The sequence below is a fragment of the Paraburkholderia aspalathi genome, assembly GCF_900116445.1.
Lineage (GTDB): Bacteria > Pseudomonadota > Gammaproteobacteria > Burkholderiales > Burkholderiaceae > Paraburkholderia > Paraburkholderia aspalathi.
In genome coordinates, this window is record NZ_FPBH01000003.1 from 510261 (window position 1) to 531598 (window position 21338).

Genomic DNA, 21338 nt, shown 5'->3' on the forward strand with positions numbered 1-21338 from the left:
AAGGTCCGCCTGACCGGGTGTGTGCGGTCAAACGTGCGGCAAATCGTCAATACACTTTTCGACGTGCTCGCCAGGGACATCGGTGTCAATCCCGTCGTGGCCGTCGGCGTGAGCAACCGACACGATTTTTGGCCCCAGAAACCGTATGCCGCCGAGCGTAAAAAGGGACCAAACAGCATTCCCCCGACGGATCGCGGCCACGACTTCGGCCACCTCGACAATCGACGTGGGGGACAACCAGTCACGCGTCGCCGGGTCGACGGGAGCCCAACGCACGTGGGTAATCCTGTCGTTCGTCGGATTGATGCGAATGGCGTCTATAGCAAACGTAGCCATATCTGCCTCCATCATTCTGCCAAAGGGATTTCACCATTATGCGCTGCTTCTTTTTCTGGTTCATTGACCAATTTTCTTGCCGGATCATCTGCGACGGCGACGGCGCCGCGCCTCGAGCGCGATTAACTGCGGAATGTGTTCGGCAGCGTTGTCTTCAGTCAGACTGATCGTCAGGCGAGACCCCGTCGTCGCTCTGGACAAGCTTAGGGCGCCCTATTGCGTCAGGACCTGAATCCACCAGTTGGTTGCGGTAGTCACAGGCAGGACAGAGGAAAAAGAAACCTTGTTTGTCGGCTTCCGGCTCGACGCGATCAAAGGGGAACGACACATTGCAGTTTCGACAGGTCCACATAGCGGCCTCCGTCGGTATCTTCGAAGAATCTTCGTATGAAGGATACTAGCCGCAAGCCGACTCTCCTGCGCAAGAGAATCAGTGCTGCCCCGCGTTCAGGAGCATCCAGATCTGCCGCGTGGGGGCACCTGCAAGAATGCGGGCAAACACGCCGCCGCACCGCACGCAGGTGTAGTGCTCTTCTGCTCGCGTATCCTTCACAGTGCCGACGCCGTTGGGCCTCAGGTCGTCGTGCGCAGCCGCGGTAGCCGGCTGCCCGTAGAGATCAGCGCACCGTGCGCATGGTTGAATCCAGAGTTCCATTGTGAACAACTAGCGCGGTGATCAGCCGTTGCCGGCGACCGGGCCGCCTTCGACCATCATGTCGACGCGCCGCTTGCCTTCGACATACCCAGCCTCGCGGGCCTCTTCTTCACTGCCGAACGTGGCGACAAGTTCCTGGAAGCGAATGCTCTGCCCGGCGAGGTGGGCATCGGAACCGTGGCGACAGATGTACGCCGAGTAATGCCACAAGGTGGTTGGGGCCGGGGGACCGTATGCAAGGATCGGCAGGACCCAGACTTCGTATCCGTTATGTTCGATCTTGTCCCACATGGCTGTCTCCATCGTGATCGTCGAGGCATCGTAGCATGTAGCGGCTGATCGATAGGGATCGCGCTTCAAACATGACCACCTACCCGCTTCCCCGTAGCGACCATTGCGTTAGCAAGAACTGTTGCGCGTTCCGACATCACCCCCTCCCAGCAGATCCCCATAGCTTACGACAGCGTTGATCCATTTCCTGAGTTCCTCGCGCTCCAGATCGAGCAAGCGTTCCGGCAATCCCGAGTCATTGGCGGCGCCCAGCATATTGTGAAGCGCGAGGAACGCCAGAGTTTGCGAATACATCACATGGGAAAGACGTAGGCGCATTTCCGGGTGCGCCTGCCCGGCCGCATGGGCATCTTCAATCGCATACGCCAGCTTCTCGCTGATATAGGCCAGCGGGACACCGTTACGGGTTTCCCGAGCTGTATACGCTGCGCCGTTGGATAACAGTGGTAAATTCATAGGTAGCTGGATGTTGTTGATTTGATTCTGGAGCGCCACAGTGGTCACGGGTGTTCAGCACACTCGCTCAATTACGACGCGCTTTAGGCGGTGCGCCCCCGCGTCACCCGTTGAGCGAGACCTTTTTCTGCTGCCAACGGCGAGACTCTTGATAAGCACTCGACGTAGACCGCCTCTGTACGGGCCGCGAAAGTCTGCAATGAAAACTCCGCCTCGCTCTTGGCACGTGCAGCGGCGCCGGCACGCTCGACCTCGGACGGATTGCACAGTAGAAGCATGAGAAGCTGCGCGATGTAGCCGTGTCCACCTGGCGGGACAAGCCAGCCATCCTCGCCAGGGGTCACATTCTCCGGCAAGCCACCGGTATCGGAGACAATCACCGGCTTGCCCATCGCCATCATTTCCCGGCACGCGAATGACAGCGTTTCCCGCTGGGAAAGCACAAAACCCACATCCAGAAGCGCTACTGCCGGCCGAACGTCCCGAAGCATTCCGGTGTAGATCACCTGCCTCGTCATCCCCAGTGCGGCCACTCTTGAGCGCTGTGTTGCATCGGGTAAGTGACCCGCGAGAACAATGCGGACGCGCTTACGTAATGCATCGGGCAACATGGCAACCGCCGTCACCATGTCCAGCCACGCTTTGTTGTCATCCATGCCTGCAGTGCTCCCGACCACCAGCGCATCCTCTGGAATCCCAGGCAAAAATCGGCTCCGAATCCTGCTAACGGCAGCTGTGTTCAAAGGTGCGAAGCGCCCAAGATCGATACCGTGCCGCACAACCCAATTAACCTTGCGTCCATAGACAGTTTGCGCCAGCCGGCGCCGTGTGTACGCTGAAACACAAATTACCGAATCGGTCCCCAACGTGCCTTTGAGCCATGTGGTCACGCTCCTCGCAGGCAGATCATTGTGTTTCGTATAAACAATACAGGGGCAGCTTTTCCCCAATCCCATCGTAGCTAGCATCGCGATCCGATGATCCGCGGAGCCATTGACATGCAGGATATCGAACCCGTTCAGTTCGATCAGACGGCGCAGCGCCAACCCGGTTCCGACCATCGATGTCAGCGTATTGCGAAAACCCATCGCCACCACTTCGACACCGGGGATCTGCCTCCCGTACAGATAGAGCCGGCTTGACCGGGGTGCCGCAATCGTCACGCGATGGCGCCCGCCTAGTGCTACAGCCAGGTTGAGAATATAGGTTGTATGACCGCCGCCATCACCCGTGTGAAAGTTGGTGTAGAGAATCTTCATAACAGCAGGTCGCCTCAAAATTTCCGATTTGCTCGAGCCGGTAGTACGCGGGTTTCCAGACTGCAAGTGCTGATAACGCAGTACCTACGCGGCGATTTCATTCACTACATTAGGACCGTTATCAGGGCTGCAGCCACGCGCCCGACATGACGATCATCGACAGTAGCTTGAGCGTATTGCCGTAGTAGTCGTTGTTCTCCAGGCTCTGGCCGCGCAGGTTTTCCCAGATCGCGTTCAGCCATTCCTGGTTGTCCGAGTTAATCATCGCCGACACGCCTAACGCGGAAACAAAAGCCAGGCTGTTCCTGCCCTCAGCCGCGACGGGCACGCCATTCAGATGGTAGGTACTGGCGAACGACGCGGGGTCTCCACCCGTGGCGGATCGCGCCCAACGGTTGAACGTGCCGAGTACATTAAACGCACGCGGCTCGCCGTAGAGTAGATAATCCATCCCGACCCGCCACGGATAGCGAGCCGCGTTCCACGAATACTCGCCGTCTCTCGGGTCCCCGACCAAACGTGGTTTCGCGGGCCTGGGCTCCCCATCCAGGTGGAAGATAAAGTCCGGCATCAACGCAGTTTTCGGGCTGTAGTGTTGCTGGATCTCGCTGACGATCACATAGGTTCGGTCACGGACCGCCAGCCATCGTGCATCGCCGCTGTCGGTGAAGAAAGCCGTCAGGTGCGACTGCATGAAATCGGATGACCGTGTCGTGTATTCGATCTCCGGGTCGCCATCTGTTCCGGCCCAATCACCGATCATCAGGTGTTTGCCTGCGGGGTGCACTTCATACTGCAGAATGGCTTGCATCACTTCCCGCGCTTCCTGGCGGTAGTTGATCGCGCCGTCGCTGCCCCATTGGCGGTCGGCCAGCAACAATGCATACGCAATGTCCAGATCGCCGTCGGTCGCACTGACTTTCCCGCGGAACGTGCCGCCCGAGTTGGCGCAACCTTCTACCTGATTCCAGGCCATCAGATGCGGGCTCGACACCGCGGGGTGGTCGCGGAAGTACCGGACCATACCGTCGAAGATGTCGCGAGCGTCGTTGTCATGTGCCGCCATCATGACGGTGATCAACATGCCATAACCGTGGGCTTCCGATACGGTGATTGTCTTCGGCGCCGTATCGCCGCCAACAGGTCGGTGGTCCGCATTGACCTTGACGAAATAGCGCCCGTCTCCACATTCCTGCACCACATACCTGGTTCGCCATTCTCTATAGAATGCCCGCACCTGGCTGTCACGTTCAGCCGCTGAAATATGGTTGGGCAGAATCGTGCCCCCAACATAGGGTTTTGCCGTCAAGACTTTCTGCACCCTGCGCTTTGCCGGTTCGGGTCTGGCAGTCGCATCATCGCCGCCACCGCAGGCGCCGAGGCACGCTGTTACGCAAAGAATCATGAACTTTGATTTGATGTCCCGCATGAGCTTCCCAGTCGGTTCGTTGCAGACAAGTTGTGATCGAGCGTAGCATCAACATCGCAGTCAGCGCACAACGTCTGAAACGAGCATAAGTGACAGGCATACGCAGTGTTGTCACCGCGCGTAACAGGGCAACCGCCGCGGGGTCATGCGGGCAACGGCAGGGTCACACGGAAGCACGCACCGCCCAAAGCGCTGGTTGAAATGCCGATGCTGCCGCCCTGCAAATACACCGCGCGCCGTACCAGCGCGAGTCCGAGTCCGAATCCCGAGCTCTCTTCACCACCGGCCGCGAGCCTGACAAAAGGTTCGAACACGCGTTCGCGGTCTTCCGCGGCAATGCCGGGGCCATCGTCCTCGACCTCCAGGATCATCTGCCGCGTCTCGTCGAGGCGGGCACCCACAATGACGTGGGAGCGACCATGCGCGAGCGCGTTCTCAAGGAGATTGCGGGCAATCAGATGCAGCAGGTCTCTGTCGGCAGTGAACTGGAGATGTTCCGGTTGTGCGGTGACGTTGATCACAAAACCTTTGTCGTCGACATCCATGCGCTCTTCACGCAGCCATGTCAGAACCGCGATAGGTTCGCGGGCAACGCGCGCTGGTGCATCGGTCAGTCTGGCGAAACGTAGACTCGCGCGTACAAGCGATTCGAGTCGGTCGACATCCAGTTGCAGTCGTTCCTGGAGACGGTTCCGGGTTGCGACGTCCTCGCTCCTGCCGAGCAGCATCATGGCAAAGCGCATTCGCGCAAGCGGGGTACGCAACTCGTGCGAGACCGCTTGCGACACCTCCTTGTGACGCTCGCTCATCGCAGACAGGTCTTCGACATGCCTGCGCATAGCGAGCACCAGCGGCATCCATTCCCTGTCGACGGCGGGCAGCATGATGGCCGGCGAGCGCGCCATGTCAGAAAGGCAGGCAGTGATCTCCTGCAAGTCGCGGCACCATCGTTGCTTGCGCCGCCAGGCGACGACTGAAAAGCCCAGGATGGGAGCACTTGCGGTTACGGCGGTCAAAAGAAAAACCGGAGAACCCAGTACATCCGTCAGCGCAGCGCTGCCCCACATCGGCCCGAACTGAATCAACGTGTCGTCGTCGAGTGAGAAGTAGGCGATCTCCTCATCACTGTTCTGTGCGGCCTGCTGATGCAGGAGCATGGTGCGCGCTTGCGGCGGCAGCTCGACGCTGTCGGCTGCAACTAGCTCGATCGGATACTGGAAGTGCTGGCGTAGCAGTATCAACCGCTGCTCGCGCTGCGCCGTCGACAGCGGTCGAAGTTGCTCCGCAAGCAGGTAGCCGGGTCCGGTCATCAACTGGCGGAAACTGTACTCGCTGATGCCGACCGCAGCGGAGGCCGACAGCCACAACAGGCCAAGGATTGAGCCAGTCCATCCGACGCCGATCACAATGATCGACCAACGTCTCAGTGAAAGCCGCATGAACTACTCCTCGCCCGATAGCTCGGCAAACAGGTAGCCCTGCGTAGTGATGGTGCGGATCGTCACAGGGCAATCCAGGTTCGCCAGCTTCTTCCGCAGCCGGGACACACGCATATCGATCGAACGATTGAGGCCGTCGTACTCCACGCCACGGAGGTTCTGAAGCAATTGTTCCCGATTGAGCGGCGTGCCGGCATGGCGAGCGAAAATCGACAGGAGGTCGAACTCCGCCACCGAAAACGCGACAGCTTTATCGTCCAGCCAGGCCCTTCGAGCATGGAGGTCTAGCCGGAAATGCCCGAACGTGTGGTCGAACACCCGGCCAGGTTTGGGACGGCGAATGTCCCTTCGCAACAAGGCGCGAATGCGGGCCACGAGCAAGAGAGGATCGATCGGTTTGACGACAAAGTCGTCGGCGCCGACATGGAAGCCCATCAACTGTTCTACGTCCTCGTCCAGTGCCGTCATCATGAGAATCCGCCCTGAATAGGAGGACCGAATCTCGCGGCATAGGGAGAATCCATCCATGCCCGGCAACATGACGTCCATAACGAGCAGGTCCGGGCGTACTGCATCGATCATCTTCACAGCCACGTCGCCGCGGTGAGCTATCACAACCTCGAAATTTTCGGAGCGCAGAAACTCAGCCGTCAATGCTGCGAGCGGAAGGTCGTCTTCGATCAACAGGAGCGTGTCTGGCATGGTGGCGCAGCGTCCATCGTGTAGAGAATTCTCATAGACGCACGCCCTTTCTGAATTCTCTAAGTCGTTTGAACCAGTAATAAGCGGCGCCCCACTGCGGATGCTGATAGCGGCGTACTTTTCGCGCCAGCCACTCCGCGCTCTTGCCGTTGTCCGCCATACGATGAATCTCGTATGGATCGCTACCCGCGTGATTGCGGCGAGTGTTCCTCGTTGTGTATAGATATTCGAAACCAGCGACCCGAGCAGCCGCGATATAGTCGTCGTCGTAATAGCCTTCTGGCCAGCACAGATGCGTCGATACCATACCCAGGCGATCGGCCAGAATACATTTAGATATTTCGATATCCTGTGCGATGCGATGCCGCTTGCTGACCGAATCACTGCACAATATGTCCCAGCGGCGATGACTGTGCGTATGGCTGTGGAACTCGAAAGTTCCGGCCTTACGCATGAGTTCGATCTCGCTCCAACGCACCGTGACATCGTCCGATCGGCCAGCCTGGACGCGTTGCTCGCACTCTGCGTGCGACATGCTCCTGGCCGCGCGAGCTGTGATGACGGGTCGAACTGGACCGTCATGAATGCGACCAGTCACCAGAAACATAACGGCATTGAAACCGTAGCGCTCGAGACATGGATGCGCGTGAATATAGTTGTCCAGGTATCCGTCGTCGAATGTCAGAAGAATCGATTTATCAGGCATGGGCGCACCGCGCAGGAAGCGCGCGAATTCGTCCGCGGTGAGCGTGACATATCCGTTGTGTGCCAGCCAGTGCATCTGTGATTCGAAACACTCGGGTGAGATATTCAGCGAGCCATTCGACTCTGAAACATGGTGGTACATGAGTACCGGCAGCGAGAGAGCGAACGATTCCATCGATGATTTCATCTACTATGAAATTCCAGATTTTCAGAGCGATTACCAGGCGGAAATCCAGACCTCTCTGTTGACGAGATCGGGCAAATCAACTATTGCTGTCGACTGTGTATTACCGTTTTTTACAAGAACGGGCGAATGTTAGACGGAAGTATTTCTTCCGTCCACGAGCCGTTTGTCTGGATTTGTGTACTTTTGTCGCGAGCTATGCGCTTGATGCGGCATGGACGAAAAGTCGTCCAGATTTGACGCGGGGTGCGTTACGACGATTGGTCGTAACGCACCCGCATGAGGTACGTATCGCTACGGCGTTGCATGGTCAGAACGCCGCTATTTTGCCGACACTTGCAGTCAGACTTCACTCATACAGAGCCAAATATTCATGCAGCGACTGAAGGACAGCGGCGCCCTCTCCGACAGCAGCTGCGACCCTCTTCACCGAACCACTGCGAACGTCACCAACTGCAAAGATGCCCTGTCGGCTCGTCTCCAGAAATCGAGGCGGACGATCTGGCGGACACGCCTTAAGTGCATCGGTGCCGGTGAGCACGAAGCCGTTCTTGTCCAGTGCAACACAATCGCCGAGCCAGCCGGTACTGGGCTGCGCACCAAGAAACAGGAAGACGTGCCGGATCGGCTTTTGTTCGACCTGCCCTTGCCGGTCCCATTTGACCGATTCAAGCCGCTCATCGCCGTACAGTTCTACGACCTGAGTCCGCTGATGAACGGTAATGTTGGACGCCGCATCGATCCGTCGGATCAGATAATTCGACATGCTCGTAGCGAGTCCGTCACCGCGAATCACGATGTGGACATGCCGCGCAAATCCCGCGAGGAAAACGGCTGCCTGACCGGCTGAATTTCCGCCGCCGACGATGATCAATTCTTCGTTGGCACAAAACGCGGCTTCCATGAACGTGGCGCTGTAGTAAACGCCGCGCCCCTCGAAATTCTCAAGGCGGTCGAGCGGCGGTTTCCGATAACGCGCGCCAGTCGCAACGACAACAGCGCGGGCATATACGTGCTCGTCGTAGTTGAGCCGAATGTGAAAAGGCGGTGCGTCCTGGCAATCGATGCCGAGCGCTTCAATGGGCACGCCGACCTCAGCGCCGAATTTTCGGCATTGCGACAGGCCGCGCCCGGCAAGCGCTTGACCCGAGATACCCGTTGGGAACCCGAAGTAATTTTCTATCTTCGAACTTGTACCCGCCTGGCCACCCGGCGCTTTGGTGTCGAGAACCGCGACCTTCAAGCCTTCGGAGGCCGCGTATACCGCGGCCGCAAGACCTGCCGGTCCGGCGCCTACCACGACCACGTCGAACCGCTCGCCATTCAGCTTGTCGGGACTGAGACCAACGGCATCGGCCACGGCGCGGTGGGTCGGGCTCTTCAGGACGTGACCTTGTCGCGTGATGACCACCGGAATATCCGCTTCCGTCGCGCCATTGCGTTCGAGAAGCGCTTGCGCCTCCTGATGGTCGACGATATCGAAGTAGGCCGATGGCTGACCGTTGCGGCTCAGAAAATGCCGAAGACGGAACGTGGCCGCGGACGCCGCACTGCCAATGACCAGAATACCTCCGCTCTGGTCCTGAATAAAAGCGACCCGGCGCAGAATGAACGCACGCATGATCGTTTCGCTCAATTCGGCTTCTGCGATGACGAGCGCGCGCAGCGATTCCTCGTCGATTACGATGACTTCGCAATCACTGGTGGCGCGCGCCGATGCCACCGCGGCGCGGCCGGCAAGTGTTCCGACCTCACCGGTGAAGCAGCCTGGACCGTGCGAACCCAGCACGTGGAGAGCGTCTCCGGAGCCTCTCGTCGCCTCGATCGTCCCTGAGACGATCGCGAACATGGGAATGTGCCGGTCACCTTCGGAGAACAGCACGTCGCCCGTGTTCAGCCTGCGGCGCTCACCGTACCTCTCCAATAGTGCAAACTGTCTTTCATTCAGTATTGGAAAAATCTGGTGGTGGCGGCTGCCGCCTGACACCAGGTCTCCAAATCCGCCTGACGATTTATCGCTCATGGTTGCGTTTCCTCAGCTTTGGCGACGCGATCGGGGTTTACGCGGACGGCCTTCCGGCTCTGGCTCAGAAGGGATCACGTACGGCTCGAGTTCCATCAGGATCTCGTCGAGCCTGATGCGCAATTCCTTTGGCACTCGCGCCATCATCTCAGCATAGGCCTCGGTTGTTACCTGGCGCATGGCTTCTATTCTTTTCAGGCCATCAGGCGTCAATTCAACACACTTCTGCCTGCGATCCTCGGCCGCCTCCTGACGATCCACCACGCCTTCCCTATACAGCCCGTCGACCATACGACTGGCCGCAGCATGACTCAGGCCAGTTGCCTCGGCCAGTTCAGCAATGGTCTGCGAATCGTGGTGATGGAGGTGAAACAGGGAGATGACGCGCGCGAAGGTCACGTCGCCGCTTAACATCGTCGACGCGTGGTGAAACACCCGCGAGGCAACCAGTCCATACAGGAGTTCGAGTTTGCGCCCGATGCCGGTTGCACTACCTTTCATGCGCCTGTCCATTTCCGACGAATATTTGCATTGCGATACCCTGTGTTGACAGATTCCTCGCCACGGCCTGCCGCGTGAGCGCAGCGGGAAGGCGTGCATGCCGGCACACCTTCGATGCGTGGGGACTGTTCAGGTTGGATTTTCGCAGATATTCGCGGAAAGGACGTCAGTTGTATGCGCGCACACATCTAGTGCAGTCTGACTGTTCTCGCAGGTAGGCATTGTGTCCAACATGGGTTGGGCTGGTGCCGCGTGCTCGACACCAGTTCACTCCAGGCACAGCACGGTTAGTCGTTGCGCAACTTCCACTTTCCGTCGACGATCTCGACGATTACCCTCGCGCGCCGATCAAGACCATTGTGATCCGCTTTAGTCGTGTTCATGACGCCATGAGACAGGGGCAAGTCCTTGACGCAAACGCGCAGGAAATCGTTATTCGCTATTGGCAGGTATACACGCGTGTCTAGCTTGCGGCGCAGGTGTAGCTGGCCGCGGCGCTCACGCTGCCGGAGCCCGAATAGTGCGGCACGGTTGGGTACGGGCAGTCCGGCAGGGACGACGTCACATTGCCGTTGGAATCGAATTTCGTCAGTACCAGTTGCCCTGGGGCGGTACCCTGTTCGACCCACGCGATCATCGCGCCGAGATAGTCCGTCTGATCAGGACCGTTGCCACCGAGTACGTGGCCCACTCCTGGTTCGAGATAGAAGCGCGCATTGCCTCCAGCGGACCCGGCAAGCTGCACGACGGTTTGCCAGTTACGCAGATGGTCTCGTGGTGAAATCAACGGGTCGGCTGCGCCGTTGAACGAAATCAGTTTTTTGCCTGCCATCAGGTATTGCGCGATGGCCTGCAGGTTGTGATCCGCTCCGACGTTTTGCAGCCCTGCGGCAATGACCGGATACGAGGTGTCGACGTTGAAGTTCGCTTGCAGACTGCCTGATACCGTTGCGGGCAGCAGCCAATTCGCATTGCCCGTGGCAATCGCCGCGAAGCCGCCACCCAGCCCGCCATACGAGCCGACGCCGAACATGGAGCCGAAGTCCGCCCAGTTGTACCCGGAAAACAGTAACTGGCCGCCGCTTGTCGACAATGGCGCGACTATTCGCTGCACGGTTTGCAACTGCGCTGCCGAAAGACAGGTTGCCGCGGGCGCACCGGATGCACCACACTGCAGGGTCGATGGATCAAAGGTACAGGCAGCAGGATTCAGAATCACGCCGTTGGCATTCCCGCATTGCGCGACTGCCGCGGAATACGCTGCTGTCCACTGAGCACTTGAGGGCATCGCAGCGGAACCGGCAAGCGTTGCAATATTGAGCATCGCCGTTACCTGGGTTCCCATATTCATGGTCTCGTCGCCGGCGATAATGCCGTCGTAGTCTCCCGGCTGATTCTGGGCGGCAAGATAGGCCTCGCGGCCACCGTTCGACGCGCCGCTGAAGTACGTATATTTCGGCGCGGAACCGTAAAAGGCGGCAATCACTGCCTTGGCGAAATGAACCGTGATTCCCGTCGATGCATACGCGTAGTCCTTCTCCGCCGTTGCATTCGTCAGCAGATCCGCCGGATTGCCGGTGCGGTTTCCGCCATTCGAAGCGGTATAGGCGATCCCACGGACCAAGGGCTTGATGAGCGGAAATTGTGCGGATGTTGCTTCGACCGTGGGGATGCTTCCGTCGAAACCACCGCCACCTTGCTGGAGCAGCCGCTTCGACCAGTTGTCGGGAAGATCGACCTCGATGTCGAGTGTGGTACTGGCAGCTCCCGTTGCGCTGACCTTGCAATAACCCGGGTTGCCACCTGCGGCAGCAATGCGTGAAGTTGCCGTCACCGTAATGCCATTGAACTGCTGGCCGTTTATTTTCGTGCACAGCGCTGCATAGTCGACTGGCGCCGGCGACGCGACATTGTCAGAACTGCCACACCCCGAAAGTGCGAGGACGCACCCTCCCACCGCCAGTGCGACAACGAGTCGCCTGGCATTGCATTCAATCCAGCTCTTCACGTTGGTATCTCCAGATATAGGTGTCGTATTTATTGCCGTCGCGGCCGGAGAGTCGGGTTCTTCGCTTTCGTCGGGACGAGCAGGATCGCTGCCCGGCAACGGGAAGTAGATGGGTAATCTGAAGGAACACATCCGCCTGATTGAGCGGGTCGGACATTAATAAACCGTCCGGTCGTTCAATCAATGTGTGTAACGTTAGGATCGTTTTGGCTTGACGCCAAGCGGGGTTAACCCGCTTGGTTGGTGGGATATGGGGTTACCCGGCGGGTAGAGTGCGGAAAGGAAATTAGGCTTAGCCGAATAATGCTCATGCACACGTACCTACTGTATGCATAATATGCGTTCATGCATCTAATTGACGCAACATATACGGCGTAGGCAGGGATCTTTCAAGCGCAGGCGGCCCGCCAGGATTTTTCCCCGATCCCTTTTTGTCGCCTGAGGCGACGACCTGTTCGTTCAGGTGCTGCGCGACAACACTCACACCGGGTGGTCGGTGTTATCGATATCGACGGCAACGACCCAATCGCCCTTCTCCATCTTCCATATCACCACGTATTTCCCACGGATTTCCACCGGCTCACCATCCCGCGTCAAGCTGATGACGTAACTGCCGACGTCATAGGCGATGTCAAGACTCGCGGATACTGTCAGCGTGGGGCTGTAGAGCGCCCTGAAGTCAGGGCGCGTGAAATAGGTACGCCATACGGCGATAACCGCGTCCTTGCCAACATGCCGCGGCTGTCCCGGTTGCATATAAACGGCGTCACTCGCGTAAATTGACGCTATCGCGTCGATGTTCTTCTCTGCTATTGCGGTCATCCATCCGTTATATCGGGAAAGGAGATGGTCCCGAATGTTCTGTTCTGTCATGGCTTCATTCCTTCAAGGTGGTCAGTGAAAGGGTCCACAGCAGGGACCGTGGGTTCTCTGCTACGCGGTGGTCAATTAAGTGAGCCGCGTTGTTGCTGATCTTTCTCCTGCGATTCGAACAGGGCCTTGAAATTGCCTTCGCCGAACCCGTCTTCACCGCGGCGTTCAATTATTTCGAAGAAGACCGGGCCTATCTGGCGCTTCGTGAAACGCTGCAGCAGAATCTTCTGCGGACTCTTGCCGTCGACCAGGATGCCGTGTTCAGCCAGGTGCTCGATGTCAAGACCGTGCCCCGGAAGACGCCCATCTATTCCGTCGTAATAGCTCTGCGATGGCGCCGCCATGAACTCGATGCCGGCAGCACTGAGCTTTTGAAGCGTGTCTTCGATGTTGGACGTCTGCAGCGCGATGTGTTGAATTCCCTCGCCACCGTAGTCACGGATGAATTCATCGTTCTGGTTGAGCACGCCGGGTTGGTCATGAGCGGCGGCAGCCACCGGAATCGATACACGACCGCACGGGCTCACCATTGAGCGCGCGCGCATTCCGGACATATGGCCTTTGACTTCGAGATACTGCTTCTCAGCGAACCCAAACGTGTCGCGGTAGAAGTTGGCCCACAAATCAAGATTCTTGGGGTGCACAATATTCGACGTATGGTCGACGGCCAGGATATTGGCATCACCCTCCTGCGTGTTTCTGGCTTCGACTGGAAGCGAGAAGATTTCGCGGAAGTCGCGGTCGACGAAGTACACGAGACTATCTCCGATACCGAGAATCGTCGGCGTGTCGAGGACAAACTCGCCCTCCTGTTCCGCAGACGCGCTGACAGCACCGCCGGATAACGCCTGCTCGTGTGCTGCCTTCGCGTCGTTGACGTGAATTCCAATCGCACGCACCGACGCACCGTGCTGGGATTCGAACGCGTTCGGATTCCCGTTAACAATGAACACGGCTGCGCCTTGAGTCATCAGGAGCATGTCGCTCTTCGACTTGCCGCGAAGGCGAAAGCCAAGGTTCTCGAAGAGTTCGACGAGTTCCATCGGCTGGGATGAGACGAACTCGACGAACGCGAATCCGTTAGTTTTCACTCGAGTGGTCATAATACCAAGTAGTAATCCAAAATATATGTCGTAGATCGAGCCCAAGGGAGCACGCTCTCATTCGACAATCAGGCCGCGGCCGGCGAAAGTGGAACTTACTTGCGGGTCGCAGCGACCACCTTGATCTCGACGATAAGCTCAGGGCGAGCCAGCGCGGCGATACCGAGAATGGTCCACGCCGGGAAGTCCGAGCGAATGTATTGCTCCTTTACTTCGCGGAACGTGGAGAGTTGCGAGCCGACATCGACGTGATAGGAAACGAGCTCGACGACATCCGTGAAATCGAGGCCCATATGCTTGAGCACGGCTTCGATACGCTTGAATGCAACGTCGATCTGTTCCTTCGGATCTTCCGGAATCGACCCGTCGGCACGCAAGCCGATTTGGCCAGCGATGAAGACCAGCCCGTTAGCCGTCACGGCCGGCGAGTACTGGAACAGGTCGAAAATGCGATTGCTTCCAAAGGTTGCGTCGTCGTCAGGAAGACGCAGGCGCTCGATTTTGCTCATGGCAGTCCTTCAATCAACTGGTGTAGTACGGGAAATTGATTCCAACGTGACCACTTTAGGTGACCAGCTAAGCTGCCGTCTGTATAGCGTGATACCAAATCAACCGAGAAGTTTGGACGAGTCGAGCACCCAGATACGACGTTGCCGGAGTTCAATTGCGCCGAGCGTCGTCAAGCGCTTCAGTGCACGGGTGACGGTGACCCGGGTCGCCCCCGTCATGGCGGCGATCTGCTCATGAGTCAGAGGGATGGATATCAGCGTGCCGTCCTCGCGCTTCTCGCCGTACAGCTCGGCCATCCGTCCCAGTAGCTCCCCGATTCGCATCTCCGGCTTTGGAAGCGCGAGGTATTGGATGCGGGACGCCAGAATCCGCTGTTTGAGCGCAACGATGCGCATCAGTGAGATGGCAAGTTCTGGACAGGACGGAATTGCCCCGGTGATAACCCTGATGTCGAACTCGATCAGTTCCGAGTCTTCGGCTGCGATAGCTGTGGCGATGCGCGGGAAGCCATCCATAGCGGGGCTTTCGCCGAACATCGACCACGGCCCCATCATTTCAAGCATGAACTCGGCGCCGTCACTCTGAAAGATCGAAACCTGGATACGACCGGAAAGCAGAAAGTAAAAGGTGAAACCAAGCTCGCCTTGACGATAAATCATGTTGCCCTTCTCGACCTTTATCTTCCGGCCGAGATGGGCTGCACGAATCCACACGCCCGCCGTGGCGTCATCCATATGCCATGTCTCGGTGGTCGCCGCGGCACTCTTGCTCAAACCTGACTCCTCTCATGTGGGCGTGTTGACGCGTGTATTGTGGCATGAACATAAGTGCTACTCGATTGCGTGCTAAGCAGCGTCGACGTGACGTTCCTCTGCACTCTGGGCAACATACCCGTCCGGGCGTATCAGTATCGCTTTCAACCCAGAGAACATCGAAGCATGCTCGACGCCCCTCACTTCCTCAAAAATTACCGCGTCTGTCGGAAGCCATTCTGGTATCGCCACTTGCGCGCCAGCGTTAAATGCGAGATGAACCCATTTTCCCGCGCTGAGAAGCGAATACAAATTCGTCCGTTCTCCATTCTTCAACTGAAGTTCAGTATCGCGGATCCGGTTTCCCAGCAGGGACGAACTCGATCCAGCACAACCAGGCAGCGCTTCGGGATAGCGCACACCGAAGCCAGAAACCTGCCGTGCAAAATAAGCGTTGATCTCGGGGTTCTTGAGCATGTCATTGAATACGTCTCGCAAAGCGCGTCCATGAGGTGAGAAGCCGGTGATCAAGTAGCCTTGCGCCATCGTCGTATCGTGAAGATAGGCACCCACCGGCCTGCGTTCCTGCTCATAGGTATCGAGCAGGTATTCGGGTGCCTCTCCTTTAACGACTGCCGCCAGTTTCCAACCGAGATTCATTGCGTCCTGGATGCCGACGTTCATGCCCTGCCCGCCTGCCGGCAGGTGAATATGCGCTGCATCGCCGGCGAGAAAAATTCGCCCCCGGCGATAGTGAGAAACGAGCCGGGTCTCGTTGTCGAACCGCGAAAGCCACAGTGGGTCCCGGGCTGAAAAGTCCGTTCCGGCGATCATCCTCGTCACGCTGGTCAGTTCCTCGAACGTCACGGGGTCGTCGCGCGTCACGCCGCGATCCACGGCCTCATTGAGAACGATGCGATAGTGGCGACCGTCACCCAATGGCGCGACCATCACGCTGCCCCGTTCATTGAATTCGGAAAACAGGGGTACGCTGGGCGGCGCATCCAGCACGACGTCCCCCATCAATGCCATCGCTGTCGCCGGATGTCCCACGAAATCGATACCCGCCTCTCGTCTGACAATGCTGCGAGCACCATCGGTTCCTACGACATAGGCGCCGGTCAGCTCGAAAGCACCTTCGGGTCCCGCCCCACGAACGCTGACCGAGCCTGAATCGACTGTCATGCCTTCGACAACAGCGCCTCTGCGGATATCAACGCCTAGTTCCAGCGCCCGCTGCTCGATGATCTCTTCGGTTGCTTTCTGCGGAATAAAGAGCGTGTAGGAAAAGCGGCTGTCGAAAATATTGAAATCAAGTCTTGTGTCGAGAACCGCATAGTGGCCCGCCGTGATCGGCTTGCCAGTCGCAATGAAACGATCCTCGACTCCTCGCAGCGACAACACCTCCAGCGTACGACCGTGGATGGTCAATGCACGTGATTGCTCGACGCATTTCGTGCGCCTTTCGAGCACGACGACGCTTAGCCCTGCAAGCCGCAATTCGCATGCCAACCACAGACCGACCGGTCCGCCTCCCACCACCACAACTTCGAACGACGTATTCATATCAACGGTATTCCTCAAAGTAAATACGCGGACTTTAATCTAACGGTGTTAGATAGTAAACTGAAACTATCGTCGATAGGCGCCGTATGCCGGGTCCTGGGTTCGTGCAATGCGTGCCATTGCTTACTTCACCGAGCCTCCAACTGCTTCTTTGCAACCGCGCGCCTGCGATAACCGTCAGTGGCTACTAACACTGTTAGCTTAGAATGTAGAATCTCCACGCACACTCAATAGCGGCAGCAAGTCTCGATACCCTCAACATTCAAAAAAGGCCCTCATGGCAATACAGAAAGAACAGGTCATCCAGGTTGCAATGGACCTCCTCGATGAGCTTGGAATCGAGGGTGTAACAATGCGCAAGCTTGCGCAGGCGCTCGATATCAAGGCAGCCTCGCTGTACTGGCACTTTGCGAACAAGCAGGAACTGATGGACGGCATGGCCGATATGCTTATGGAGAACGTCGCGCGTAAGGCGCCGCGTCATCACCAGTGGGAAGAGCGGTTGCGCCATATCGCGGTCGAAATCCGCCGCGCGATGTTGAAGCATCGGGACGGCGCGCGCGTGTTCGCCGGCAGTTATGGCGTGGCCGAAAATGTCATGCGAGTCGGCAACGCGATGATGGCCACGCTGGCCGAGGCCGGCGCAAACACCCGGCTGTCCTCATGGGGTTCGTTCAGCGTGCTCTACTACGTGCTCGGATTCGTGATGGAAGAACAGGCGCTTGGCACAGACAACGACATCGACATGGATGCGCGCCGAGCCGCGTTCATGGCGTTAGCGAACACAGGCTATCCCCACGCATACGAGGCGGCCGACGACATCTTCAATCACAACTTCGACCAGCGCTTCGCATTGGGTCTCGACCTGCTGATCCGGGGGTTCAAAAGCAGGATCGCCGAGTCTTGATAGACTAACAACTCCGGATCGTCGATAACGAAGCCGACGTCAGCGCCGAATTCGCGCGCCTGCTAGGTTAGCGGTAAAGCTCGCTGCCCGCTGGTCTGCCGACTCCCCAGACCACGCGGCGCCATCCTGTTGTTCTCCCCCACTTGCGTGCGCTGCCTGCCGGAACTGTCCGCGCAGGCGTCACCGCCACCGCCATTCGGCATCGAGCCTCACTCTCTTCACAATTTCCCTTGACGACTAACACTGTTAGCCTAGAATACCAACCTACCACTGTTAGATTAACGATGGCAGCGGTATCGGTTAAAACCAGGCTGGTGATCCGGCCTCTTTCGGAACTAATGCATATGAGTAAGAAAGTCTGGTTCATCACAGGTACCTCACGCGGATTCGGCCGCGTCTGGGCCGAGGCCGCTCTCGCACGCGGTGACAGTGTCGCCGCCACAGTGCGGGACATTGCGAACCTCAATGATCTCGTCGAATCGTACGGCGACGCGATTCTTCCACTCGCACTCGACGTCACGGATCGCGGCGCCGTGTTCGCCGCGGTCGAACAGGCGCATCGTCACTTTGGTCGCCTGGACGTGGTGCTGAGCAATGCGGGTTATGGCCTGTTTGGCACTATCGAGGAAACAGATGAAGCGACGGCACGCGCGCAGTTCGAGACGAATTTCTTCGGTTCGCTGTGGGTCATTCAGGCCGCGTTGCCGTTACTACGTTCACAAGGTGGCGGTCACGTGCTCGCAGTATCCAGTCTTGCCGGCGTGATCACTTTCCCCACGGCAGGCGTCTACGTTGCATCCAAATGGGCGGTCGAAGGTTTGTGCGATGCGCTTGCCAAGGAAGTCGCGGACTTCGGCATCAAGGTAACGCTCATCGAACCCGGCGGCTACGACACCGACTGGCGCGGCACATCCGCTCATCACGCAACGAAGCTGGACGCGTACAGCGGCTTGCGCGAGAAGCTAGCGGCAGCCCATGGCTCACGCGCCCTCGGTAACGCCGAGGCCACAGCCGAGGCGATTCTCGCGGTTGTCGACGCACAGACCCCGCCGTTGCGTCTGTTGCTTGGCGACACTGCCCTCCAGATCGCAGAACATGCCTACGCGGATCGGCTCGCCACGTGGCGGCAATGGGAAAGCGTTTCGAAAGCCGCTCAAGGCAATGCCGGCTAACGCCTGGGCTCAACTGCGCATCGAGTTGAGACGAAACGACGGCATTCTTGAATGGCTCTCAACTACGTTGCTTGGGCCTGATGAAGTTTCGTTCCCACGGCGGGCCTGTAAGGCTTTGCAGAAAATAACGTCAGGAAATCCCGGACCGCACTCGTTCCTACGCCGATGCGCCTGCTTTACTACGTGGTTGCCCGCTGGGCTGAGGGTGCGGCGGCCGGATGATCCACATCCATAAGCCATTCGCAGGTCGGCCATGGAATATTTGTCCCGTAGAATGTCTGCGAACAATTTGCCCTCGGAGAGACCCTTGCAGACACCCTTCAACGACGTTGTACCCGACAACGAAACGCTTCTGGCGATCGTGCGGGCACAGACGGAGATTGCCAAGCTCGGACTGGATCTTGGCGGTGTCATGAGTTTTGTCACCGAGCGTGTCCCGCAGGCCGATGGCGCGGTGGTCGAGCTTGCTGAAGGCGATGAAATGGTCTACCGCGCGAGTTCGGGCATTGCTTCCTCGCTGCTGGGTTTGCGGCTCAAACGCAGCGGCAGTCTGTCCGGTCTATGCGTGGAAACCGGCGACATCCTGCGATGTGCGGACTCGGAAATCGATCCACGCGTCGACCGTGAGGCGTGTCGGCGAGTGGGCCTGCGCTCGATGATCGTCACGCCACTCAGGCATGTCGATACGACGGTGGGCGTGCTGAAGGTCGTGGGCGCAGCGGCTAACGCGTTCACCGACGAAAATATTCGCGCGCTCGAACTGATGTCAGAACTGATCGCTGCCGCGATGTTTCACGCAGCGAGGCACGCAACCAGCGAGCTTTATTATCTGGCTACGCGCGATGCGCTCACGGGGTTGCCGAACCGCGCGTTGTTTTACGACCGGTTGCGGCAGGCGATTCAGCAAGCTCAACGAGCTTCAGCGACGCTCGGCATTCTCAATCTGGACCTCAACGACCTGAAACCCATCAACGACCGCTATGGCCACCGCGCGGGCGACGCGGCGATCAGGGAAGCGGCGCTACGCATGAACAAGACAGCGCGGTGCTCGGACACGGTGGCGCGCGTGGGTGGCGACGAGTTCGCCGTCATCCTGCCCGGTATCCACTCCAAGGCAGATGCCGAGAGGCTGGGCATGCGTATGGTCGAGCAGGTTCGTGAGCCCTTTGAGTTCGAGGGGCGCGCGCTCGACCTCGATGTCAGTGTGGGCGCTGCTGTTCTTCCCGACGATGGCGTCGAGATGACAACACTCATTGATCGGGCAGATCAGGCGATGTATGAGGCGAAGCGGATGCGAAAGATGGAGCGCATGTGAGTGCGTGCGGGGCAAGCGGGAGTTGGTCTATCGGCTGCGATTGCAGACACGCGAGATAGGCTGGAACACGTCGGAGCATAGAGAGCCGAAGTGCCTTGGGTCGCGGCATCTGGCGCCCCGCCTGCCGAAGCTGATCGAGTCCAGCATAGGTCCGCTCGACTTCGCGCGAGAACGCTTCTCCCTCCTTGGTCTGCAATGCGCTCCCATGCCCTCGTACAAACAGCGGAAAGCCAAGGTCCGCTTCGAGCTGCGCAATCGCGCGACTGACATGAGGCTGGCCGATGCCAAGTGCTTCCGCGGCTCTCGTCATCCCGCCGTGACGCATAACGGCACGAAACAGGTCGATATGGGCCGGGTTGGTGACGATCGACCATTTCGGATGGTTGGGCCTCGCCGAACACCCGATTGATCTCCCCCGCCTGATTGGGACCGCGCTTCTGATCGGGGGGGTGTCCTCATCCAGTGGTAAAGGAGCAGCATGAATCGACGGAGCGCCCATGAAGATCGCTGTCTTGACGTTCGATGCCTTTAACGAAATTGACTCATTCGTGTCGGCCACCCTGCTCAATCGCCTGAGTGGCCGGGGACGGCGTGCTTACATCACCGGCGCCGCGGACCAGGTGACGTCCAGGAACGGGATCGTGGTTGAGGTCCAGAAGCCATTGGAATTTGCCGGCGAAGCGGATGCGGTCATCTTTGGCAGCGGGATGAAGACCGACGAGATTGCCGAGGACCCCGCGATGTTAGCCCGCATGAACGTCGATCCTGCTCGCCAACTCCTTGTTGGCCAGTGCTCTGGAGCACTGATTATGTCGGCTCTCGGCCTGTTCTCGGGTGAGCCGGTTTGCACCGATCTGATGACTGAACCCCTGCTCACCCGGCAAGGGCCAGGCGTCTCGGACCAGGCTTTTCATGCTCTGGGGAACGTGGCAACGGCAGGTGGCTGCCTGGCTTCCCAATACATCGCGGCGTGGATCATCGGAAGCATGTTGGGGATAGAACAGGCTGCCACTGTGATTCGGTATGCCGCCCCGGTGGGTCAGCAAGACGAATACGTGAGCCGCGCCATCGCAACGGTCAGTCCGTTTCTGACCACTGAAGCAGGTCTCAAGGCGGCCTCGTCAACTTGATTCGCTCCGATGCAACATCCTC

Annotated in this window: 22 protein-coding genes and 1 pseudogene; 5 read left to right on the forward strand and 18 right to left on the reverse strand. The window is 58.4% G+C overall.

The annotated features are described in order from the left end of the window. Positions 1-27 precede the first annotated feature (27 nt). The 17 genes and pseudogenes from BM438_RS07235 to BM438_RS07320 form a co-directional block, all read right to left on the reverse strand. Entirely contained in the window at positions 28-336 is a 309-nt protein-coding gene (locus BM438_RS07235; protein ID WP_054039802.1) for a hypothetical protein, read from the reverse strand. 676 nt (positions 337-1012) lie between these two features. Next, entirely contained in the window at positions 1013-1282 is a 270-nt protein-coding gene (locus BM438_RS07250) for a hypothetical protein (RefSeq protein ID WP_093633602.1), read from the reverse strand. A gap of 108 nt (positions 1283-1390) precedes the next feature. Continuing rightward, positions 1391-1786 (reverse strand): hypothetical protein, encoded by a 396-nt coding sequence (locus tag BM438_RS07255; protein WP_093633603.1) that lies wholly within the window; start codon positions 1784-1786, stop codon positions 1391-1393. Positions 1787-1821: 35 nt separating this feature from the next. Beyond that, a complete protein-coding gene (locus tag BM438_RS07260; protein ID WP_093633604.1) occupies positions 1822-2997 on the reverse strand; it encodes a glycosyltransferase in 1176 nt (391 codons plus the stop codon). 121 nt (positions 2998-3118) lie between these two features. Continuing rightward, positions 3119-4426, reverse strand: a complete 1308-nt coding sequence (locus BM438_RS07265) for a family 8 glycosyl hydrolase (protein ID WP_208620617.1) — start codon at positions 4424-4426, stop codon at positions 3119-3121. Positions 4427-4569: 143 nt separating this feature from the next. Beyond that, positions 4570-5865, reverse strand: a complete 1296-nt coding sequence (locus BM438_RS07270; RefSeq protein ID WP_093633605.1) for a sensor histidine kinase — start codon at positions 5863-5865, stop codon at positions 4570-4572. A 3-nt stretch (positions 5866-5868) separates the two neighbouring features. After that, positions 5869-6567: a response regulator gene (locus BM438_RS07275; protein WP_093633606.1), complete on the reverse strand. Its 699-nt coding sequence runs from the start codon at positions 6565-6567 to the stop codon at positions 5869-5871. Between the two features lie 31 nt (positions 6568-6598). Next, positions 6599-7447, reverse strand: a complete 849-nt coding sequence (locus BM438_RS07280) for a polysaccharide deacetylase family protein (protein ID WP_167378327.1) — start codon at positions 7445-7447, stop codon at positions 6599-6601. 358 nt (positions 7448-7805) lie between these two features. Then, positions 7806-9479: an FAD-dependent oxidoreductase gene (locus BM438_RS07285; RefSeq protein WP_093633608.1), complete on the reverse strand. Its 1674-nt coding sequence runs from the start codon at positions 9477-9479 to the stop codon at positions 7806-7808. Between the two features lie 12 nt (positions 9480-9491). After that, on the reverse strand, positions 9492-9980 hold the full coding sequence (locus BM438_RS07290; RefSeq protein WP_167378328.1) for a MarR family winged helix-turn-helix transcriptional regulator: 489 nt from the start codon (positions 9978-9980) through the stop codon (positions 9492-9494). A 287-nt stretch (positions 9981-10267) separates the two neighbouring features. Next, positions 10268-10393 (reverse strand): annotated as a pseudogene (locus tag BM438_RS46120) (ABC transporter substrate-binding protein); the annotation flags it as partial. A gap of 50 nt (positions 10394-10443) precedes the next feature. Further along, the gene (locus BM438_RS07295; protein WP_167378329.1) at positions 10444-11988 is read right to left on the reverse strand and encodes a tannase/feruloyl esterase family alpha/beta hydrolase; all 1545 of its coding nucleotides are present in this window, start codon (positions 11986-11988) and stop codon (positions 10444-10446) included. Positions 11989-12468: 480 nt separating this feature from the next. Continuing rightward, the gene (locus BM438_RS07300) at positions 12469-12861 is read right to left on the reverse strand and encodes a YybH family protein (protein ID WP_093633611.1); all 393 of its coding nucleotides are present in this window, start codon (positions 12859-12861) and stop codon (positions 12469-12471) included. Between the two features lie 71 nt (positions 12862-12932). Then, the gene (gene hppD, locus BM438_RS07305; RefSeq protein ID WP_244179272.1) at positions 12933-14009 is read right to left on the reverse strand and encodes a 4-hydroxyphenylpyruvate dioxygenase; all 1077 of its coding nucleotides are present in this window, start codon (positions 14007-14009) and stop codon (positions 12933-12935) included. Between the two features lie 50 nt (positions 14010-14059). Next, a complete protein-coding gene (locus BM438_RS07310) occupies positions 14060-14473 on the reverse strand; it encodes a RidA family protein (RefSeq protein ID WP_093633613.1) in 414 nt (137 codons plus the stop codon). A gap of 99 nt (positions 14474-14572) precedes the next feature. Beyond that, a complete protein-coding gene (locus BM438_RS07315; protein WP_143131660.1) occupies positions 14573-15247 on the reverse strand; it encodes a Crp/Fnr family transcriptional regulator in 675 nt (224 codons plus the stop codon). A 72-nt stretch (positions 15248-15319) separates the two neighbouring features. After that, positions 15320-16792 carry an FAD-dependent monooxygenase gene (locus BM438_RS07320; protein WP_093633615.1) on the reverse strand — a complete coding sequence of 491 codons (1473 nt, stop codon included), beginning with the start codon at positions 16790-16792 and terminating at the stop codon, positions 15320-15322. Between the two features lie 277 nt (positions 16793-17069). On the opposite strand from BM438_RS07320, the gene BM438_RS07325 reads away from it, so the two are divergent. The 3 genes from BM438_RS07325 (at position 17070) to BM438_RS07335 (ending at position 20186) form a co-directional block, all read left to right on the forward strand. Beyond that, positions 17070-17699: a TetR/AcrR family transcriptional regulator C-terminal domain-containing protein gene (locus BM438_RS07325; RefSeq protein WP_093633616.1), complete on the forward strand. Its 630-nt coding sequence runs from the start codon at positions 17070-17072 to the stop codon at positions 17697-17699. Between the two features lie 344 nt (positions 17700-18043). Then, complete coding sequence (locus tag BM438_RS07330) at positions 18044-18871, forward strand: SDR family oxidoreductase (protein WP_093633617.1); 828 nt, start codon at positions 18044-18046, stop codon at positions 18869-18871. 274 nt (positions 18872-19145) lie between these two features. Further along, the gene (locus BM438_RS07335; protein ID WP_425270726.1) at positions 19146-20186 is read left to right on the forward strand and encodes a diguanylate cyclase domain-containing protein; all 1041 of its coding nucleotides are present in this window, start codon (positions 19146-19148) and stop codon (positions 20184-20186) included. On the opposite strand, the gene BM438_RS46940 is transcribed toward BM438_RS07335, so the two are convergent. Continuing rightward, positions 20122-20592: a LysR family transcriptional regulator gene (locus BM438_RS46940; protein ID WP_425270728.1), complete on the reverse strand. Its 471-nt coding sequence runs from the start codon at positions 20590-20592 to the stop codon at positions 20122-20124. The two genes, BM438_RS07335 and BM438_RS46940, sit on opposite strands and share 65 nt — an antisense overlap. Here BM438_RS46940 and BM438_RS07345 point away from each other — a divergent pair. Together BM438_RS07345 and BM438_RS07350 are read left to right on the forward strand one after the other, a co-directional pair. After that, positions 20546-20668 carry a DMT family transporter gene (locus BM438_RS07345; protein ID WP_244179276.1) on the forward strand — a complete coding sequence of 41 codons (123 nt, stop codon included), beginning with the start codon at positions 20546-20548 and terminating at the stop codon, positions 20666-20668. The genes BM438_RS46940 and BM438_RS07345 overlap by 47 nt on opposite strands. 15 nt (positions 20669-20683) lie before the next feature. Continuing rightward, entirely contained in the window at positions 20684-21316 is a 633-nt protein-coding gene (locus BM438_RS07350) for a type 1 glutamine amidotransferase family protein (RefSeq protein ID WP_093633619.1), read from the forward strand. Positions 21317-21338: the final 22 nt, after the last annotated feature.

Bases quoted from the DNA above. Each gene is read 5' to 3' on its own strand.
- BM438_RS07235 (WP_054039802.1), bottom strand. From the start codon at position 336: ATGGCTACGTTTGCTATAGACGCCATTCGCATCAATCCGACGAACGAC.
- BM438_RS07250 (WP_093633602.1), bottom strand. From the start codon at position 1,282: ATGTGGGACAAGATCGAACATAACGGATACGAAGTCTGGGTCCTGCCG.
- BM438_RS07260 (WP_093633604.1), bottom strand. From the start codon at position 2,997: ATGAAGATTCTCTACACCAACTTTCACACGGGTGATGGCGGCGGTCAT.
- BM438_RS07265 (WP_208620617.1), bottom strand. From the start codon at position 4,426: ATGCGGGACATCAAATCAAAGTTCATGATTCTTTGCGTAACAGCGTGC.
- BM438_RS07270 (WP_093633605.1), bottom strand. From the start codon at position 5,865: ATGCGGCTTTCACTGAGACGTTGGTCGATCATTGTGATCGGCGTCGGA.
- BM438_RS07275 (WP_093633606.1), bottom strand. From the start codon at position 6,567: ATGCCAGACACGCTCCTGTTGATCGAAGACGACCTTCCGCTCGCAGCA.
- BM438_RS07280 (WP_167378327.1), bottom strand. From the start codon at position 7,447: ATGGAATCGTTCGCTCTCTCGCTGCCGGTACTCATGTACCACCATGTT.
- BM438_RS07285 (WP_093633608.1), bottom strand. From the start codon at position 9,479: ATGAGCGATAAATCGTCAGGCGGATTTGGAGACCTGGTGTCAGGCGGC.
- BM438_RS07290 (WP_167378328.1), bottom strand. From the start codon at position 9,980: ATGAAAGGTAGTGCAACCGGCATCGGGCGCAAACTCGAACTCCTGTAT.
- BM438_RS07300 (WP_093633611.1), bottom strand. From the start codon at position 12,861: ATGACAGAACAGAACATTCGGGACCATCTCCTTTCCCGATATAACGGA.
- BM438_RS07310 (WP_093633613.1), bottom strand. From the start codon at position 14,473: ATGAGCAAAATCGAGCGCCTGCGTCTTCCTGACGACGACGCAACCTTT.
- BM438_RS07320 (WP_093633615.1), bottom strand. From the start codon at position 16,792: ATGAATACGTCGTTCGAAGTTGTGGTGGTGGGAGGCGGACCGGTCGGT.
- BM438_RS07325 (WP_093633616.1), top strand. From the start codon at position 17,070: ATGGCAATACAGAAAGAACAGGTCATCCAGGTTGCAATGGACCTCCTC.
- BM438_RS07330 (WP_093633617.1), top strand. From the start codon at position 18,044: ATGAGTAAGAAAGTCTGGTTCATCACAGGTACCTCACGCGGATTCGGC.
- BM438_RS07335 (WP_425270726.1), top strand. From the start codon at position 19,146: ATGTCTGCGAACAATTTGCCCTCGGAGAGACCCTTGCAGACACCCTTC.
- BM438_RS07350 (WP_093633619.1), top strand. From the start codon at position 20,684: ATGAAGATCGCTGTCTTGACGTTCGATGCCTTTAACGAAATTGACTCA.